Here is an 18,385-nt window from a genome sequence, read left to right as displayed (position 1 = left end):
CCACCTCCTTTATTGTCCATGAGCATGGGCCTCTCGTGCATAGTCTGCTACAACAGTTTCCCATAAACCTTGATTTTTCAAGATATATTCTACAGCCTCTCTAACAGCACCATGGCCTCCATTGACAGTAGATATAAATTTAGCTAATTCTTTGACCTCTGGTACCGCATTATTTGGTGCCATTGGTAAACCTACGATTTGGAGTGCCCCTAAATCATTTAGGTCATCCCCCATGTAAGCAATCTCTTCTAAATTGATTTGATGCTCTTTACAAAGGGTTCTTAATGCTTCTGTCTTATTCGCATGCCCCATAAGCAATGCATCAAAATGAAGTTCCTTAGCACGTCGCTCAACCATAGGAGATATCCGTGCTGTGATGATGGCAAGCTTAAGACCTACTTTTCGAGCTGCCGTTAATCCTAGACCATCTTTTACAGAGAAAGACTTAAGCTCTTCCCCACTTGATGTATAGATTAGAGTACCATCAGATAGCACGCCATCAACATCAAGAACAATCCATTGAATATTCATTATACAATGCCTCTACGCAATAAATCCGTAATATGAACAATGCCTAGACATTTATTATCTGTATCTACAACTGGTAACACCGTAATAGGGCGTGGTTGATTTTTCTCCATTAAATGAAGAGCTTCAGCCGCTAATTTGTCCTTTGTAATCGTACGAGGCATAGAGGTCATCATATCCTCTACAGGCCATTCTAGGAAATTACTACCAGAATCTAATCCGCGACGCACATCACCATCGGTAACAAGGCCTAATAAGTGACCTTCTTCATCAATAACATTAGTAGCACCTAAACCTTTTTCGGTCATTACAAAGAGTGCATCTCGCACTGTTGCACCTTTAAATACCGTAGGATTATCTTCACCACCATGCATAATATTTTCTACGGTCAACAATAATTTGCGACCAAGAGAACCACCTGGATGGAATACAGCAAAGTTTTCAGGTGTAAAGTGATGTCGTTCTAATAAGCATACTGCTAAGGCATCACCTAATGCTAAAGCAACAGTAGTACTTGTAGTAGGCGCTAACCCTAATGGACAAGCTTCACGTTCTACTTCAGCAAGCAATACAATATCAGAATTCTTAGCTAATGTAGATTCTGGTTTACCTACAACACAAATTAATTTTGCACCTATGCGACGTAAGGATGGTAAGATACTGATGATTTCGCCTGTTTCACCACTATTGGAAAAAGCTAATACTACATCATCTTCTGTAATCATACCAAGATCGCCATGCACACCTTCACCAGGATGCATGAAAAGTGCCGGTGTACCAGTACTAGCCAAAGTAGCCGCAATTTTGCGACCAATATGACCAGATTTTCCCATACCAGTACATACTACACGACCCTTACAAGCCAAAATCATATTTACAGCATTTACAAAATTGTGATCCAAACGAGAACTTAATTCCTCAATAGCACGTGCTTCCTCATGAAGTACCTGCGCTGCTTGTTCTAAAATAGTCACAAATACCGCCCCTAACCTTTTACGATTTTATCAATAGCTACTAAATCTCGTAGCAAAGCTTCAAAATTATCTAAGTATAACATGTTTGGACCATCGGATAAGGCTTCCTCTGGATTATCATGTACTTCAAAGAATAGACCATCTACACCACTTGCAACAGCGGCACGAGCCAAGTTTGGTACAAATTCGCGATTACCACTAGATTTAGTACCTGCACCACCAGGTAATTGAACGCTATGTGTAGCATCGAATACTACTGGATAATCGAAAGAACGCATAATTGGGAAGGATCTCATATCTACAACGAGATTGTTATAGCCAAAGCTAAATCCACGCTCTGTAAGCATAAGATTTTCATTGCCTGTTTCTTTCATTTTGTTTAAGACATTTTCCATATCTTTAGGCGCCATAAATTGACCTTTTTTCACATTTACGCATTTGCCAGTTTTAGCTGCACCATATACAAGGTCTGTTTGACGACATAAGAAGGCTGGAATTTGTAAAACATCCAATACTTCTGCAGCCGGTTCGATTTGTTCAATGGAGTGAATATCACTTACAACTGGTACATTGAGTTCTTTTTTAATAGAAGCAAGGATTTTTAGACCTTCCTCAAGACCTGGTCCACGGAAAGAACCATAGCTAGAACGGTTAGCCTTATCAAAAGAAGCTTTAAAGATATATGGAACTCCTAAGCGTTCACAAATTTCTTTTGCTCGTTTGCCAATAGCCAATGTACGGTCATAATCTTCAATAACACAAGGTCCAGCAAGGACAAAAAGACCTTTACCGCCACCGACAGTAATATCTTTAATTTGAACTGTTTTCATTTATTTCTCCTCTTGCTCGTAAATTGCATTTACACGAGCTAAGTCTTCCGGTGTGTCTACACCGATAAATCGTTTATCTGTAAGAATAACACGAATAGTATAGCCATTTTCAAGAGCGCGCAATTGCTCTAACGATTCGGTTTGCTCCGCTGGTGTTGGTTCCATCGTTGCATAGTTTAATAAGAAATCTCTACGATATGCATAGATACCAATATGTTTTAACGGCGCACGTACAAAATCATGACGAGGATAGGGAATTAAGGATCTAGAAAAATACATCGCATCATTGCGATTATTTAAAATAACCTTTACCGCTGACGGTTCATCGTATTCATCCTCCAATAAAGGAGTAGCTACGGTAGCCATTTGCAAGTTTGGATCTTCTTCAAAAAGATGGGCCAAGTCATCAATAAGGTTTGGCTCAATCATAGGTTCATCACCTTGAACATTAATAATGACATCTAAGTCTGTATAATGATTAGCAACCTCGGCTAATCGATCAGTTCCTGTAGGGTGATTAGGGTCTGTCATCATAACAGATCCCCCAAAGTTTTGAACTGCAGAATATACACGTTCATCATCTGTAGCAACAATAGTACACTCTGTTTTTGTCGCTTGTGACACTCTTGCATAAACCCGTTCAATCATTGGTTTACCTGCAATATCCGCTAATGGTTTCCCTGGTAATCTTGTAGAACCATAACGAGCAGGAATAACGCATCCAAACTTCACAATAAAACCCCATTTCTGTTATTCGTGTATCTAATTATTATACACTAAATCTCTAAATTTTCTATGAATTCTTGTTTTCCAGAGATGAACTCAATTCCAATAGATAGCACTAGAATCGGTATTTTTAAATCTTCAATTGCATGCAATTGACTTAACTTCACCGCATCCTTCTCCGTGATACAAATAGCATCTGCTTGATGAGCAAATGCTTCTTTCCAAATATCTACAACATCATCATTTTCGAAATTATGATGATCACCAAATGGCATTGTATGGACCACATTATATCCGATATCGGTCAATGTTTGTGTAAAGGATTGAGGGTTCCCAATACCACTAACCGCCATGATTCGATGCTTTTGATATGTATCGACTGGAGAACCATTTTCTCCGTTAGCCCACTCATCTAATGTATACATACATTGAGGCTTATGGATTGTTTCATATACAGGTGTATTGGGAAGCATATGAGCTAAACGCTTACGGATGCCTGAAACAACACCTGGTGCCACTTGATCCACCTTGGTAAGAACGATAATACTAGCTCTCTGTAAGCCACTAAGCGGTTCTCGTAATAAACCACGAGGTAATACATGGTCATAACCAAATGGGTTAGAAGCATCAATAAGAACGATATCAATATCTCGAGCTAATGCGCGATGTTGAAAGCCGTCATCCATAACTAAACAATCTGCACCGAGCTCATCTATGGCAATTTGTGCAGATTTGGCCCGTTCACGGCCGATAATCACATTAGACTTTTGTAATACTTTTGCCAACAACCAAGCTTCATCACCACTAATAAATGGCTCTACCAACATAGCACCATCTTTAGAAATAATTATATTTTTCTTATTGTCCTCAGCCCGATAGCCACGACTAAGCACAGTAGGATGGAGTCCTTTTCGGGTGAGCACATCACATATAAATCTCACCATTGGGGTTTTACCTGTACCACCAGCAGTAATATTACCAACACTGATAACCGGAACGGTAACTTTAGTAACCCCTTTTCCCGCATCAAATCGAGCGTTTCGTATAGATACAGCCTTTTCGTAACCTTTACTCAGAAAGCCCAAGCTGGAACGAGCTATATCACCTAATATGGATTGATTCTCACCACTAACGATGGATTTAAATAATGCTTCCCCACTCATAGGTGACTCCTCCTATTATGTAACATCATAGATGAATGTAATAAATTATATCTAGCTTATGGAATAATATGGTGTTTTTCAAACAACTGACGTAACTCTTGTGTATTGCGTTGTGTAGCACCGCGATTTTCACGAATAATATCAAGACAGTTTTGCCCCATTTTCGTTGATAAATCCTTATCCTTACATAATTGCAATACCATATCAGTTAATTCTTTACCATTCTTTACCTGCTCACAAGCATGACGAGAATGTAATAAAGCAAAAATCTCTTTGAAATTGAACATATATGGTCCTACAAGAATTGGTTTACCATGTGCTGCCGGTTCGAGAATATTATGGCCCCCAGTTTTCACAAGAGAACCACCAACAAAAATAATATCCCCTAAGCTATACAAACGACCGAGTTCGCCAATAGTATCCAATACAACTACAGGTATTCCTTCATGAACTGGCTCAGTCATATCACTACGACAAATAGCATTTAATTCATAACGGTTCGCTAGATTTTGAACATCATGACCGCGATATATCTCACGAGGCGCAATTAGTAAACGAGCTTGAGGGTATTCTTTCAATACTTGTTTAAAGGTCTCAAATATTGTTTCTTCCTCACCCTTATGTGTACTACCAGCAATAATTATAGGATGATTATTACCAAAGCCAAACTCTTCAAGAAGAGATTGTTTTTCTTCGTTTGATACAGTAGCGTACGTTTGGTCGTACTTCATATTCCCTGTTACGGTAATATCTGGTGTATGAGCTCCTAACACTTCAATATGTGCTGCATCAAACTTAGATTGCATACAAAAACGTTCAATAGAACGCAACATTTCTTTTGTGAACGCACTAATATATTTATAGCGTTTCATACTACGATCAGAAATCCGCCCATTAACCATCATAACAGGAATATCTTCTGATTGCGCAATACGCAAGAAATTTGGCCAAATTTCTGTTTCTACAAGCAAGATGGCAATAGGTTTAATAATATGCAAAATCTTACGTGTCAAATAAGGTAAATCAAGAGGGAAGAAAATAATACCTTCTGCCTCAGGAATAATGCGATGTGCCATTGCATGACCTGTAGCCGTTACAACAGATACGACCACAACGGCTTCAGGAAATTCCTTTTTTACCTCTTTTACTAATGGACTAGTAGCTACAATTTCCCCTACAGAAGCAGCATGAATCCAAATAGCACGACGGCCTTCAATTTTCTTTAGTAATGAGGCTGGCATATAGCCTGCACTCTGTTTGATACGCTCATAAAATCCATCTTCAAAGGCGAGACGGTATAAAATAACCGGAATCAAGCCAATCCAATAAAATATGAGCAATACATTATATATCCAGTACATGGTTATCCTTTGTTGGAGAATTGAACGGAATAGAGATGATTGTACAATCCGCCATTAACAGCTAATAGCTCTTGGTGAGTCCCCTGCTCTACCAAGTGACCTTGATTAAGTACAACAATTTGATGAGCATTTTGAACTGTGCTCAATCGATGGGCAATAACAAATGCAGTACGCCCTTTCATGAGGCGATCTAGTGCCTCTTGTACAAGTTTTTCACTCTCTGTATCTAATGCAGATGTGGCTTCATCCAAGATTAGAATACGAGGATCTTTTAAAATAGCACGTGCAATGGCTACCCGTTGACGTTGACCGCCAGATAAGGAGCTACCTCGCTCACCTACAACTGTGTCGAGACCATCAGGCATCTTTTCTACGAACTCAAGAACATTAGCAGCCTTAGCAGCTTCATATACCTCTTCATCAGTAGCATCTAATCGACCATACAAGATATTCTCTTTAATCGTGGCATTAAATAATACTGTTTCTTGTGGTACAAGTCCGATTTGCTCACGTAATGATTTAAATGTAACATCTTTTACATTATAACCATCAATGGTAAGAGCGCCACCCGTTACATCGTAGAAGCGAGGTAACAAGTTAGCAAGAGTCGTTTTACCTGCTCCAGATGGACCAACAAGGGCTACACTTTCACCAGCCTTAACAGACAACGTGAAGTTTTCAAGCGCCGTTTTTTCACCATCATAAGAGAAGGAAACATCTTTAAACTCTACATCGCCTTTAATGGATGGCAACGTAATAGCATCAGCTTTTTCTACAACATCAGTTTTAGTATCTAAGATTTCAAATACACGATCAGCTGCAGCCAATGCTTTTTGAATATTACCGTAAACTTGGCTCAAACGTTTTACTGGATTGGACAAGTTGATAGCATAAATCAAGAACGCAATTAAAGAACCAGCCGTAATTACACCAGTTACTACGGAATAGCCGCCGTACCATAGAATAACCGCTACAGCGATAGCCGCAGAGAACTCAACCATTGGGCTTAGTAAGCTAGTCAATTTGGTAGCCTTAATAACAGCTCTAAAGTTACGATCGTTTTCAGTTTCGAAACGGTGGCGCTCAAAATCTTCACGAGAAAAAGATTTCACCACTCTAATAGCGCTGATGACCTCTTGTAAAAGTGCCGTAATATCGGCTATACGTCCTTGCACGTCATGACCGGCAACGCGAAGCTTTTTACCAAACACATTAATAATTATCAAGACTACTGGAACCGTAACGAAGGTAACGAGTGTCAATTTCCAGTCGATGAGAAGCATAGACACTAAGGAGCCAATAAGTGTTACGGATTCAGTAATAAAGGAAATCAAATTATCTACAACGGCAGTTTGCAAGGCAGCAACGTCATTCGTAAGATTACTCATGATAACGCCAGTCTTACGACGGTCAAAATAAGATAAACTTAATTTTTGCAAATGATTAAAAATAGCCTCACGGACATCGATGATGACACGTTGTCCAATGTAGGACATATTATAGGTTTGACCATAGGTAGCAAAGCCACGAATTAAGAATATAAGAATGATAGCCCCTACAATGAGGTTCAACATAAACATATTTTTGTCATCTAATACTTGGTCTACTACATTTTTAATTAGCCAAGGCACTACCAAGTAGGCCGCAGCCGCAATAATCATGCAAAATACTGCAAAGATCATGCGTTTATAATAAGGCTTTACAAAGTATAAAAGCCTAGAATAACTATTCATTACATTTCTCCTTACCGAGATCATATACAAGATGTGCTACTCGTTTTACAGCACCAGGCTCACCTAATTTATGATGCACCTCACGTAATTCACTGCGCATAGCTTTATTTTTCTCAACATCAGTTAGAAGAGGTTCCACTAAGGATACAATAGCCTGTGGTGTAACAGAATCTTGTAATAATTCAGGAATTACCTCTTTACCGGCCACAATATTAGGCAATCCTACATGTGATACATTTACTACCATTTTCCCAATACCATAAGTAATTGGGGATACACGATACAGTAACACTGTCGGTAATTCCATCATTGCCGTTTCCAACGTAGCAGTTCCTGATGCAGCAAGACATACATCACAAATCTGCATCAAGTCATACGTATGGTCTTCTGTAATCGTAACAGGCACCTTATGAGCATCGATGAAAGTTTCTAACTCACTGCGGTCGATGGTATGTGCCCGAGGCAAGAAGAATTGAATGTCTTCATGATTCGCCATCAATTGCTCACCACTTTTTAACATCGTATCAAGCAAAGATAAAACCTCTTGCTTGCGACTACCAGGCATAAGCAATACTTTTTTAGCTTCTTTACGAGCCCCAAAGTATTCTTCAGCCTCCTCTTTAGTCATCGTAGGATGTACGATATCTAATAATGGATGCCCCACGAACTCTACATCGCATTTATATTTGCGATACGCTTCAGCTTCAAAGGGGAATATGGATGCAACCTTTGTTACATACTTACGAATTGTATTACCACGACTGCTATGCCATGCCCAAATTGTAGGAGCAATGTAATATAGAACAGGAATCCCTAATTCATGGGCTACGGCTGCCAGCTTCATATTAAATCCAGGATAGTCTACACATACGAGAATATCTGGTTTTTCCTTCATCATGACGCGTTTTAAATATGTGCGAAGTTTAAAGAATTTTGGTAAGGATTTAACAATCTCTACAATCCCGATAACACCTAAATTTTTAATATCATATACGATGCGAACACCAGCGCGTTCCATCAAGGTGCCACCCATACCAAACATATCGACCGAAGGATCTATTTCTTTTAGTGCATTAGCAACGCTGGCCGCATGAGTATCACCGGATGCTTCTCCGGCGGAAAACATGACTTTCATTATGCATCCTTTCTGGAATTCACAAATTCTTGATCTACAGCACAGATGACAATACCATGGCGATTCGCCATATCAAGTACGTCTTCTTGCTGAACAAAAATAGTCTTTTCTGCTTCAACAGCTAACACTTTACAGCCACTGTCAATCATAGACATTAATGTTTTAATCCCCACAGCAGGTACATCAAAACGCACGTCTTGATTTGGCTTTTCTGTTTTAACTACAACTGCATCGCCACGGCCAAGCTCACCACCACGCAAAATGCACTTATCAGTGCCCTCAATGGCTTCAATCGCCATCGCCGCTTTATGCTTTACAACAACGGTTTGACCAATATCAAGCCCCCCCATTTGTTTTGCTAATTCAAAGCCAAAGCAAATATCCGCCCATTGTTCATCAGTTGGTTGTGCTTTGGAAAGCACCCCCACCTTCGGCATAAATGGTTTAAGATATACGGTTTGATCTAAAACTTTAAACCCTTCTCTTTCAATTTCATCAACGATGGCAAGCATAATCGTGTCATCCTTACGATTTTTCAAACGTTTAAGCACGCCTAATGTTTTCAAATCTGGGAAAGCAAGGCCCTTAAAAAGAATTTCTTTAGTAACTTTGCCTAACATAGTTAACTCTACAACACCTTCATTTTTCAAGGTTTTGAAGATTTTACCTAGTTTAGCAACACTGATATCATAGAAAGCATCGGCCTCAGCCTTCAAAGCCGGGTCTATATCTGGAACCACGCCGATAACAACTACCTCGTGACCTAATACATGAGCGGCACGCATGAATTCTACAGGTAAAACTCCAATGCCTGCAATCAATCCTACCTTTGCCAAGACTATACCTCCTAGATGACCTACGGCCTATATATCAATTAGTAATTACAAATTTACAATAAATAATGCCTCAAAAAAGACATAATCATATACAATATATTGTACTATAAATGGACACTTTTTACCATTAAAACACCATGTTTTATGCCTATTTCTTCAACATTTTAACAGAATTATTTTAATACCAATTTTACAACTTAGAAACGTAAAATTTATTCAAATATTTTTATCAAAATATTTTATATTAATGAACTACCATTATAAAATTCTTATCCAATTAAAACTCTAAATTTTATAGATCATATAAAAATATTAATATTTATAGATTACACAAAAAGACCTCGTACATTGTACGAGGTCTTTTGAATTAGTCGCGACGTGTACGCATAATACCACGATCGGCATTGCGCAAAAAGCGTAATAAATTTTCAATTTCTACAGAAGAATCAAGCTGCATTTCCATTTCTTCAATAGCCTTAGATAAGCTAAAACCAGAACGATAAATAATACGGAATGCTTGTTTCAAATCTCGGCGTACTTCTTCTGAAATGCCTGCACGAGATAAACCAACAGAGTTAAGGCCGATAACACGCGCCGGTTGACCATCAGCAATAACGTACGGCGGAATATCTTGAACCACCTTAGCCATGCCACCAACCATAGCATTTCGACCGATCTTAACAAATTGATGAATACCTGCAAGGCCACCAATAACTACGCGATCTTCAACGATAGCGTGACCAGCTAAGCCTGCACAGTTACTCATAATTACATTATTACCAACAATACAGTTATGAGCCACATGTGTACATGCTTGAAGCAAGCAGTTATTACCTACACGTGTTTCTTCACCTTCTCCAGTAGCGCGGCTAATAGTAACAAATTCACGGATAACCGTTTCATCGCCAATATTACAATAGCTTTTTTCACCTTTGAATTTTAAATCTTGCGGTTCCAACCCAATAGATGCGTTAGGATAAATCTCACAACGCTTACCAATGGTTGTCCAACCACCAATTACAACATGTGCACCGATTTGTGTACCATCGCCGATTTCGACATGTTCGCCGATTACAGCACCAGGACCTACGATTACATCTTTGCCCAATTTAGCATTTGGATGGACTATGGCTGTACTATGGATGTTGGATTCTGCATTTTCCATGCCTACAACTATCACTACAATCACTCCTCAATCATTATACAAGGGCAAACATGTATTCACCGCTAGCGCACAATTTGTCGCCAACATAGGCACGGCCTTCAACCTTACCCATTTTACCTTTGATTTTTACAATATCAACTTCCATACGTACTTGATCACCAGGTTTTACAGGATGACGGAAACGAACTTTATCAATACCTGTAAACATAGGTGTAAGACCTCGGTTTTCTTCAGGGTATAACAAAGCAATACCACCAACTTGTGCAATAGCCTCAGTCAATAACACGCCTGGCATTACTGGATTACCTGGGAAGTGACCTTGGAAGAACAATTCGTTAAATGTAGCATTTTTAATGCCCACAGCGCGTTTCATAGGTTCTAACTCAACGATGCGATCTACCAAAAGCATAGGATAACGATGAGGTAAAATTTCTAAAATGTCTTCGTGATTAAGAATCATGGCTGTGTCTCCCTTATTTCTTCCATTATACTACGAGCCAATTTTGAGTTTAATTCATGACTCGATTTCATAGCAATTACATGACCTTCGATTCGTCCTAATAAGAATAAGTCGCCTACTACGTCTAATGCCTTATGACGAACTAATTCGTCATCAAAGCGAGGTACAGACAAACACTTCTCATCATCATAAACTAACGCATTATCTAAGGTACCACCTTTTGCAAGGCCCATAGCCTGTAATTGTTCTAATTCTTTCATAAATCCGATAGTTCTAGCAGCACTAATATGCTCTTTAAAGTATTCTGGTGAAACCTCAAAATCGCAATTTTGCGTACCAAGTAACGGATGACTGTTAACCGATGTAAATGTAATGCGATAGCCATCGTATGGCAAAATAACTATAAAACGATCACCATCATAAATAGCATGGGAGCGAGTTATTTTATATACATGACGTGGTGCTGTTTGTTCTTGAATGCCAGCCTCTTCTATAAGGCCTACAAAAATAGCACTACTACCATCACCTACAGCAGGTTCAGGAGAATCCATCTCGATATAACAGTTATCAATATTCATAGCACTGAACGCAGCCATAACATGTTCTACAGTGAAAACCTTCGCTTCACCATTTTCCAATGTAGTAGCGCGCATAGTGTTCGTCACATTATCAATGTGTGCTCGCACAGAAGGATGACCTTCAATGTCCGTGCGGATAAACACAATTCCTGTATTTTCAGGTGCAGGTTTAAAAACCATATTCACTGGTTCACCGCTATGAAGGCCAATCCCTTGATATGAAATAGCCTGTTTAATTGTTTGTTGTGGCTTACTCATAAGAAAGTCCTTTCATAATCTGAATTCACGTTTACTATACACCAATATGTATTATACCCTATTTGCATAGGTGATACAAGAAATTTACCATATATTCAATGATTTTGAAAGCATTTTTCACATAATTAACTTTATATAAATTTAATTATAAATACTACTTTATACACTGCAAAATAAAAAGAGACTTTACTATGCTTTATTCATGCGGTATCTAAATCGATACTGTACAAATAAACATGTAAAATCTCTTTATATTTAATAATTAGCGATATACATCTGGCGGAGTATCAATCTGCTCGCCATAGAAACGACGTGTCCACTTCCAACGGTTATGAAGCCAGAACCAATCTTCAGGATATCGTCTAATATAATCTTCAATAAACTCATTAAGTAGAGTAGTAGTAACAGCTATATCGCGTTTTTTATCATCTGTACGCTCCACATAAATCGGTGGATGTGCTTCAATCTCATATTTTTCAGAAAATGGACTATAATGTATAGTCACAAAAATGATTGGTACATCTTGCATACGAGCCAGTACAGCCGGACCAGCAGCTGTCAATGTTTCATAACCAAAGAATGGTACAAGAACGCCATCATCACCAGGATCCTGATCCATAATAAGGCCTAAAAAAGCACCTTTTTTTAGTTCATTGATCATTTCCCGCACACCAGTTTTATAAGTCACATGTTGGTGCATAATCCGACGATATTCATTGATAAACTTATCGGCATCACCATTCTGTTTCATTGCCACGGAAATCAACGGATACCCTTCCGAAGCAAGAACCCCCCCAAGGAGTTCCCAGTTGCCACTATGAACAGCCGCCAAAATTGCGCCACGACCATTTTCTAAAGCATCATCTAAGTACTCTTTGTTAATAAACTCTACCATATCTTTGTATGCACCATCCTTAATTTCAGGATAGCGTAATACATCAATAATCATGCGACCAAAGCGCGTAGTACTAGCTTTCGCAATGCGTCGAGCTTCCTTGGGATCATCGGTAATATTACAGAATAGAATTTGGCCTATCGCTAGGCGCTTGCGTTTAGGCGGTACGACTAGCCACGCAATTTCACCAAGCAATGTACCAATAGCATATTGCAAACCTTTAGGTAATAAGCAAATAAAGGCACTAAAGATTTTCATAAACCTATACATGGATTATTAGCTCTCCTTCAGCTGTGCTTTCAAAGCGTCAATTTCTTTTTGTAATTGTTTTACTGTTTTAACCATATCCGGCAAACGGTTTTCATAAGCGGCCAATTTTAACCATTCTTTATGTGGTCTCATAGGATAGCCCGCCATAATAGAATTAGATGGTACATTACCTGTAATACCAGTCTTTCCAGCAAATTGCACATTATCTCCAATTGTGATATGTCCAGTACAACCAGTTTGACCTGCAAAGATTACATGATTACCGCATTTAGTACTACCTGCAATACCAACTTGAGCAATTAAGAAGCAATCTTCACCAATTTCCACATTGTGACCAAGGTGTACAAGGTTATCGATTTTTGTACCACGACGAACTAATGTAGATCCCATTGTAGCATTGTCAATTGTTGTACAAGAGCCAACCTCAACATCATCTTCAAGAATAACATTACCAACTTGTGGAATATGAGTATGTACGCCATTCTCTGTAGCAAAACCGAAGCCTTCGCCACCAATTACTGCTTTAGCACGCAATACAACGCGTTTACCTAAAATACAGTTTTCATGAACAATAGCGCCTGCATAAATATCAGAACCTTCACCAATACGCACATTATGTCCAATATAAACATATGGGCGAATTGTTACATTATCTTCAATGACTGCATTATCATTAATAACACAATAGGCACCAATAGCAACATTTTTTCCAATCGTTACATTTTCGCCAATAATAGCAGTGCTATGCACTTCTCTAGGAACAACAACAGGTGGATGGAAGAGTTCTAACACTTGTGCAAACGTTGCTTTTGCATTATCAACTACAATTTGAGCCATCGGTGCATCTTTCACTTCAGATTCAACGATCACAGCACCCGCTTGGCATAATGCAATATGTTCAACATATTCACCTACTGCAAAAGTTATGGATTGTTTTACAGCTTGTTCAAAGCTACGTGTCTCAGTAATAACAATAGATGCATCGCCTATAACACGACCACCTACTAATGTTGCGAGTTCCTGTAAAGTTTTTTCCAAGGTAAACTCCTCCCCCTGTAATAATCCTTAATTATTGTGCACTTTCCTCAGTATTAACTGCTGTAGTTTGACCTGCTTGTTGAGCATTTTGTTGTGCATCTTGTTGTTCTTGTGCTTTAGCTGCATTTTGAGCTTCTTTAATTTGGTCATCAGAAGCTTTGCCCATCTTCGCAATCAGATCATCAGTCACATCAGTGCCACCACCAACAACAGCACCTTTTTCGATAACAACATCAAGTTTTTTCTCTTTTACAAGTTCACCAACTTTTTGTTCTTGATATTGACGATATTCTTGTGCTTTTGCATTGGCAAAGGCGTTTAATTCTTGATTAGCTTGATTAAATACATTTTGTTTAGAGGCTTCATCAGCGGCTGCAATTTTAGCATCCAACTCAGCTTTTTTAGCATTGATTTCTTTAGTGATTTCAATACCTTTTTCAGTGCTGTTTGCTACTTTCACGCTATCAACATAACCGATATTATTAGAACCACAACCACCTAAAATAGCCATAGAAGCCACTAAGGATGCACCTAATACTAAAGATTTAATACGTTTATTCATAATATAACTCCTTATTGAACTCGATAGGACGCTTTTACAGCATCAGTAATATCAAGCCCCTTAATATTACCACCATCATCGATGATGACTAAATCTAAATGTTGTTCCTCTGCAATAATTGCTACACGCATACGGACATCTTCTAAAATGGCCTCATGAAGTGCACTCACTTCAGCTTCTTTATCTGAAAGCTTTTTAGCCCAAGAATCATTCCAGTCCTGAGCAACAGGTAAGTTATTATTAGCAATAATAGATTGTGCTTGTTGTTGTACCATAGTATCCCGTTTTGCAGCCAATTCCTTTTGTAAAGATGCTGCATATTGGTTAAGCTCTTCTTGCCCTTTTTGTTGCATAGGAGCAAGTTCTGCTTGTACTTTAGCCTTAATAGAGTCTACATCTAGATTAGATGGTTTTCTCTTAGCTAATAACTCCTTCAATCGTTCCTCTTTCTTAGCCTTCTCTGCCATAGCCGCTTCTTTTTGTGCATCATCAATGTATACACGAGCATCATAAGCATATAAATCTAATTGAAGATTTACAATTTCAAGATCATATTCATTAGCACTAACTTTTAACTGGGCTAAATATTTTTGAGTGAGTTCATTTCGTTTCGCATTTAATTGCTGATTCAATTCATTTTCTTTTGTTGCAATACGAGTTTGCAATTCCACCGTAAGAGCATCTGACAAGGTTGAATCTAATGCAAGAGATTTCAACTGTTCCTCTTGTGTCTCTGACTTGGCATTTAGAGCTTGTTGCTCAAGTTCATATTGACGTTGTAAAAGGTCCAATTCATTTTTTGCTTGTTTATAATCCTCATAAGAAGGATTAAACTCTAATACATCATCAATACGTACAACACCTATTGATACCCCATCAGGACTCTGCTGACGATTCGTCACAAATCCATAGGCCCAAACCATAGCACATAATGCAACAACGAGAAATATGGCAAATCCTATATATCGTTTTTTCCCGTTCATTGTCGTTCTCCCTTACATAGAACTACAGTTTATTTTTTCGCATCATTAGCTAATTTTTTCAATACTTGATCTGTAATATCTACACCACCGTATAATACAGTATCTTTAGTCATTACAACGCTAAGGCCTTTTGCATCACCCACAGCTTTTGCTGCTTCCATCGCTTTATCTTGAACGGATTTAGCAATTTCTTGATCTTTTTTTGCTAAGTTTTGACGTGCTTCTTCAGCTAATTTTTGTTTAGTCGCATCATCTTGTGCTGCATCAATTTTTGCTTGTGTTTCTTGTTGTAATTGACTTTGATAACTCATATATTCTTGAGCTGCAGAGATATAAATTGGATTATCTTGAGACATCATACGAGATGTATCGATAACACCAATTGTACTATTACCGCTATTACCACTTGGCGTAGCCATTTGTGTATACGCTAAAGCGCCAATACCAATAATAAAAATAGCAGCAATGACGATAGAAAAAATTTTCACATTCGCCTTGTTGTTCATCATTCGCATCATAATAGAGTGCCCTCATTTCTTTAAATTACTGCATCAAAGGATGCCATATAGAGATATTGGTGAAAGCCTCTTTAGAAACGAGGCCTCCACCATATATATTTACTATATTAGAATTGTGTGCCGAAGCTGAAGTGGAATTTATTTTTGTGTTTACCCACGCCATAATCAAGTTTAACTGGGCCAATTGGTGTAGTAATACGAACACCAGCACCAACGCCATAGTTAAAGGTTTTCTTGCCATTGTACCACGTAACATTTGGTGCATCCCATGCATCACCGATATCAGTGAACAACACACCACTAACCTTTTTAACGATTGGGAAACGGAATTCCAATGTCGCATTATACATATACTTACCACGGAATTGATCATCTTCGTAACCACGTAAGGAATCAGCGCCACCCAATGTAAATAATTGGCTATAAGGTGCATCACCTTGGATAAAACCACCACGTGCGCGGAATGCCAAAACGTTCTTAGCACCTAGTTTTTTATACATACGTGCTTCAGCTGTGAATTTATAGAAGTCGAAATCACCGCCTAAACCATGACCAGCCCATTGAGCTGTATAGGAAATACGACGACCACGTGTCGGATCATAAATATTATCACGGGAATCGTATACCTTTTGCCATGTAATGGAGTTAATACGGCCAAAGTTATTTTTTACGTAATTATTAGAGGCAAAATTCCAACTACCACCAGTATTTGGATTAGTATTATTCCAATCATTACCGCTACCACTTGTATTAGAGATAGCATCTGTGTCATAACGATAACCAGAGCTATCGTCACTATCCCATTTATAAGTATCTTTACGGGATTCTAATGTCAAGTAATCACGTGTATATTCCCCAGTTTGACGACCGAAGGAGATATTGAAACCACGAGATTTCTTGTTGTATTCTGCTACTTCATTGCCATCTTCGTTGTAATCTGTATATTCATCTTCACGGTTGAAGAAGGAGAAGCCAAGGGATGTACCTTTGCTATCAATCCAAGGTTTCAAGTAAGAGATTTGGTAGTTTTTATATTTTTTCTTACCGCCGATTTCCCAGTGAACTTTGAATTTATCACCTGTGCCGCGGAAGTTATCTTCACCAAATTCAATGATACCCATCAAGCCATCAGATTTGGAGTAACCAGCACCTAATGTAATAGTACCTGTTTTATGCTCCAAAACATCGATTTCAATGATTACATTATTAGGATCCTGATTACCAGGCAACATACGAACATTTACGTCGTCAAAGAAGCCTAGGTTGTATACGCGTTCTACAGAACGACGAACCAAGAACTTATTGAAAGGTTTACCTTTCTTTTGAACGAATTCACGAGTAATAACTTTGTCGCGAGTTTTCTTGTTCCCCGCAGGAATGATATCTTCTACAATACCTTCTACGATATGAACATGAAGCACACCTTGGTCATCTACGCGAATACCATCTACATGTGCCAACATATAGCCATCACGAGCATATGCTGCGTTGATACCTTGAACTTTTTGGCCTACGTATACAGAGTTAAGAACTTGACCTGGTTGAATATCCATGAACTTAGTCAATACTTCAGAAGTATAAACTGTATTGCCTTCGAAAGCTACACCTGTAGTAATTGGATTTACTGTGACAGCAAAGTCCAATTTAACCCCTTCAGGTACTGTAGTGAATACAGGGTTTACTTCAGAGAAGTAGCCAGTATTACCTAGGTTAGTTACGTCTTTAAATACACCATCAACGGACACAGCATCGCCGATTTTTTCTGTTAAGATTGGCAATAGTTGTGCTTGTTGTTCAGCTGTTACGCCAGAAATAGATAAACCAGTTATCAATTTACCTACATATGGATTAATAGACTCTGCATTTGCAGATGTAACATATTGAGCCTCTACAGTTGTAACAGCTTGAGTTTGGCCATTTTCAGCAGCCTTATCAAGGTCAGTACCACCAGTAGTTTTAGACACCATTTTTACTTGTTTATCATCTGTTTTCAAAGCAGCATTATTAACTGTAACAGTTCCATCAGAACCTTTAACTACAGTACCATCGCTAGATACAGTTGTATCACCACGAGCCGCTAAGATAGCTGCATCAGTTTCATCTTGTGTTGTTGCAGATGTAGCCGCATTAGCATTGTAAACTGCTTGTGTAGTAGTAGAATCATTAGTAGTTGCTGCACTAGTTGTTGTTGTGTTATTTAAATCTGGAGTATAGCCAGCTTGTACCTCCGCAGCAAATACACTGCCTGTCCCCATGACAGCAGTCAACACAGATGCTGCAAGCATACTTTTATAGGCTTTTGGTTTAAACATAAATTCCTCCTAGAACTCATCCCCATAAAAAGTTTACATCTTGTTTTATAAAGACTAATA

18 protein-coding genes are annotated in these 18,385 nt (G+C 38.6%); all 18 read right to left on the bottom strand.

Annotation, left to right across the window (positions count from 1 at the left end; all coding sequences use genetic code 11):
* Positions 1-9: 9 nt before the first annotated feature.
* The 18 genes from VRHSUH10_RS09215 to VRHSUH10_RS09130 all read right to left on the bottom strand — a co-directional run bounded on the left by VRHSUH10_RS09215 (position 10) and on the right by VRHSUH10_RS09130 (position 18,325).
* A complete protein-coding gene (locus VRHSUH10_RS09215) occupies positions 10-531 on the bottom strand; it encodes an HAD family hydrolase (protein ID WP_105086193.1) in 522 nt (173 codons plus the stop codon).
* Positions 531-1,502 (bottom strand): SIS domain-containing protein, encoded by a 972-nt coding sequence (locus VRHSUH10_RS09210; RefSeq protein WP_060924938.1) that lies wholly within the window; start codon positions 1,500-1,502, stop codon positions 531-533. The genes VRHSUH10_RS09215 and VRHSUH10_RS09210 overlap by 1 nt, the downstream gene beginning before the upstream one ends.
* A gap of 11 nt (positions 1,503-1,513) precedes the next feature.
* Positions 1,514-2,332, bottom strand: a complete 819-nt coding sequence (gene kdsA, locus VRHSUH10_RS09205) for a 3-deoxy-8-phosphooctulonate synthase (protein WP_024065882.1) — start codon at positions 2,330-2,332, stop codon at positions 1,514-1,516.
* The gene (kdsB, locus tag VRHSUH10_RS09200; protein WP_105086191.1) at positions 2,333-3,064 is read right to left on the bottom strand and encodes a 3-deoxy-manno-octulosonate cytidylyltransferase; all 732 of its coding nucleotides are present in this window, start codon (positions 3,062-3,064) and stop codon (positions 2,333-2,335) included. It abuts the gene before it with no gap.
* 44 nt (positions 3,065-3,108) lie between these two features.
* Positions 3,109-4,221: a tetraacyldisaccharide 4'-kinase gene (gene lpxK / locus VRHSUH10_RS09195; RefSeq protein WP_105090306.1), complete on the bottom strand. Its 1,113-nt coding sequence runs from the start codon at positions 4,219-4,221 to the stop codon at positions 3,109-3,111.
* 56 nt (positions 4,222-4,277) lie between these two features.
* A complete protein-coding gene (locus tag VRHSUH10_RS09190) occupies positions 4,278-5,582 on the bottom strand; it encodes a 3-deoxy-D-manno-octulosonic acid transferase (protein ID WP_105090305.1) in 1,305 nt (434 codons plus the stop codon).
* A gap of 2 nt (positions 5,583-5,584) precedes the next feature.
* Complete coding sequence (locus VRHSUH10_RS09185) at positions 5,585-7,315, bottom strand: ABC transporter ATP-binding protein (RefSeq protein WP_105090304.1); 1,731 nt, start codon at positions 7,313-7,315, stop codon at positions 5,585-5,587.
* Positions 7,308-8,450 (bottom strand): lipid-A-disaccharide synthase, encoded by a 1,143-nt coding sequence (gene lpxB / locus VRHSUH10_RS09180; protein WP_105086187.1) that lies wholly within the window; start codon positions 8,448-8,450, stop codon positions 7,308-7,310. Before lpxB ends, VRHSUH10_RS09185 begins: the two co-directional genes overlap by 8 nt.
* On the bottom strand, positions 8,450-9,286 hold the full coding sequence (locus VRHSUH10_RS09175) for an LpxI family protein (protein WP_105090303.1): 837 nt from the start codon (positions 9,284-9,286) through the stop codon (positions 8,450-8,452). The genes lpxB and VRHSUH10_RS09175 overlap by 1 nt, the downstream gene beginning before the upstream one ends.
* Before the next feature lie 367 nt (positions 9,287-9,653).
* Entirely contained in the window at positions 9,654-10,466 is an 813-nt protein-coding gene (gene lpxA, locus VRHSUH10_RS09170) for an acyl-ACP--UDP-N-acetylglucosamine O-acyltransferase (RefSeq protein ID WP_174683260.1), read from the bottom strand.
* 19 nt (positions 10,467-10,485) lie between these two features.
* Positions 10,486-10,911, bottom strand: a complete 426-nt coding sequence (gene fabZ, locus VRHSUH10_RS09165) for a 3-hydroxyacyl-ACP dehydratase FabZ (RefSeq protein WP_004695477.1) — start codon at positions 10,909-10,911, stop codon at positions 10,486-10,488.
* Positions 10,908-11,747 (bottom strand): UDP-3-O-acyl-N-acetylglucosamine deacetylase, encoded by an 840-nt coding sequence (gene lpxC / locus VRHSUH10_RS09160; RefSeq protein ID WP_105086185.1) that lies wholly within the window; start codon positions 11,745-11,747, stop codon positions 10,908-10,910. Before lpxC ends, fabZ begins: the two co-directional genes overlap by 4 nt.
* A gap of 262 nt (positions 11,748-12,009) precedes the next feature.
* Positions 12,010-12,912 (bottom strand): lysophospholipid acyltransferase family protein, encoded by a 903-nt coding sequence (locus VRHSUH10_RS09155; protein ID WP_105086184.1) that lies wholly within the window; start codon positions 12,910-12,912, stop codon positions 12,010-12,012.
* A 6-nt stretch (positions 12,913-12,918) separates the two neighbouring features.
* On the bottom strand, positions 12,919-13,950 hold the full coding sequence (gene lpxD / locus VRHSUH10_RS09150) for a UDP-3-O-(3-hydroxymyristoyl)glucosamine N-acyltransferase (RefSeq protein WP_105086183.1): 1,032 nt from the start codon (positions 13,948-13,950) through the stop codon (positions 12,919-12,921).
* A 31-nt stretch (positions 13,951-13,981) separates the two neighbouring features.
* Complete coding sequence (locus VRHSUH10_RS09145; protein ID WP_105086182.1) at positions 13,982-14,512, bottom strand: OmpH family outer membrane protein; 531 nt, start codon at positions 14,510-14,512, stop codon at positions 13,982-13,984.
* An 11-nt stretch (positions 14,513-14,523) separates the two neighbouring features.
* Positions 14,524-15,495: a hypothetical protein gene (locus tag VRHSUH10_RS09140; RefSeq protein ID WP_105086181.1), complete on the bottom strand. Its 972-nt coding sequence runs from the start codon at positions 15,493-15,495 to the stop codon at positions 14,524-14,526.
* 29 nt (positions 15,496-15,524) lie between these two features.
* Positions 15,525-16,013, bottom strand: coding sequence for an OmpH family outer membrane protein (locus VRHSUH10_RS09135; RefSeq protein ID WP_105086180.1), 489 nt, complete (start codon positions 16,011-16,013; stop codon positions 15,525-15,527).
* 107 nt (positions 16,014-16,120) lie between these two features.
* Positions 16,121-18,325 (bottom strand): outer membrane protein assembly factor, encoded by a 2,205-nt coding sequence (locus VRHSUH10_RS09130; protein ID WP_105090302.1) that lies wholly within the window; start codon positions 18,323-18,325, stop codon positions 16,121-16,123.
* Positions 18,326-18,385 lie beyond the last annotated feature (60 nt).

The organism is Veillonella sp. T11011-6, from assembly GCF_002959755.1.
GTDB lineage: Bacteria > Bacillota > Negativicutes > Veillonellales > Veillonellaceae > Veillonella.
Note: the sequence above shows the minus strand (reverse complement) of the source record. Positions and strands in the feature narration are given on the sequence as shown.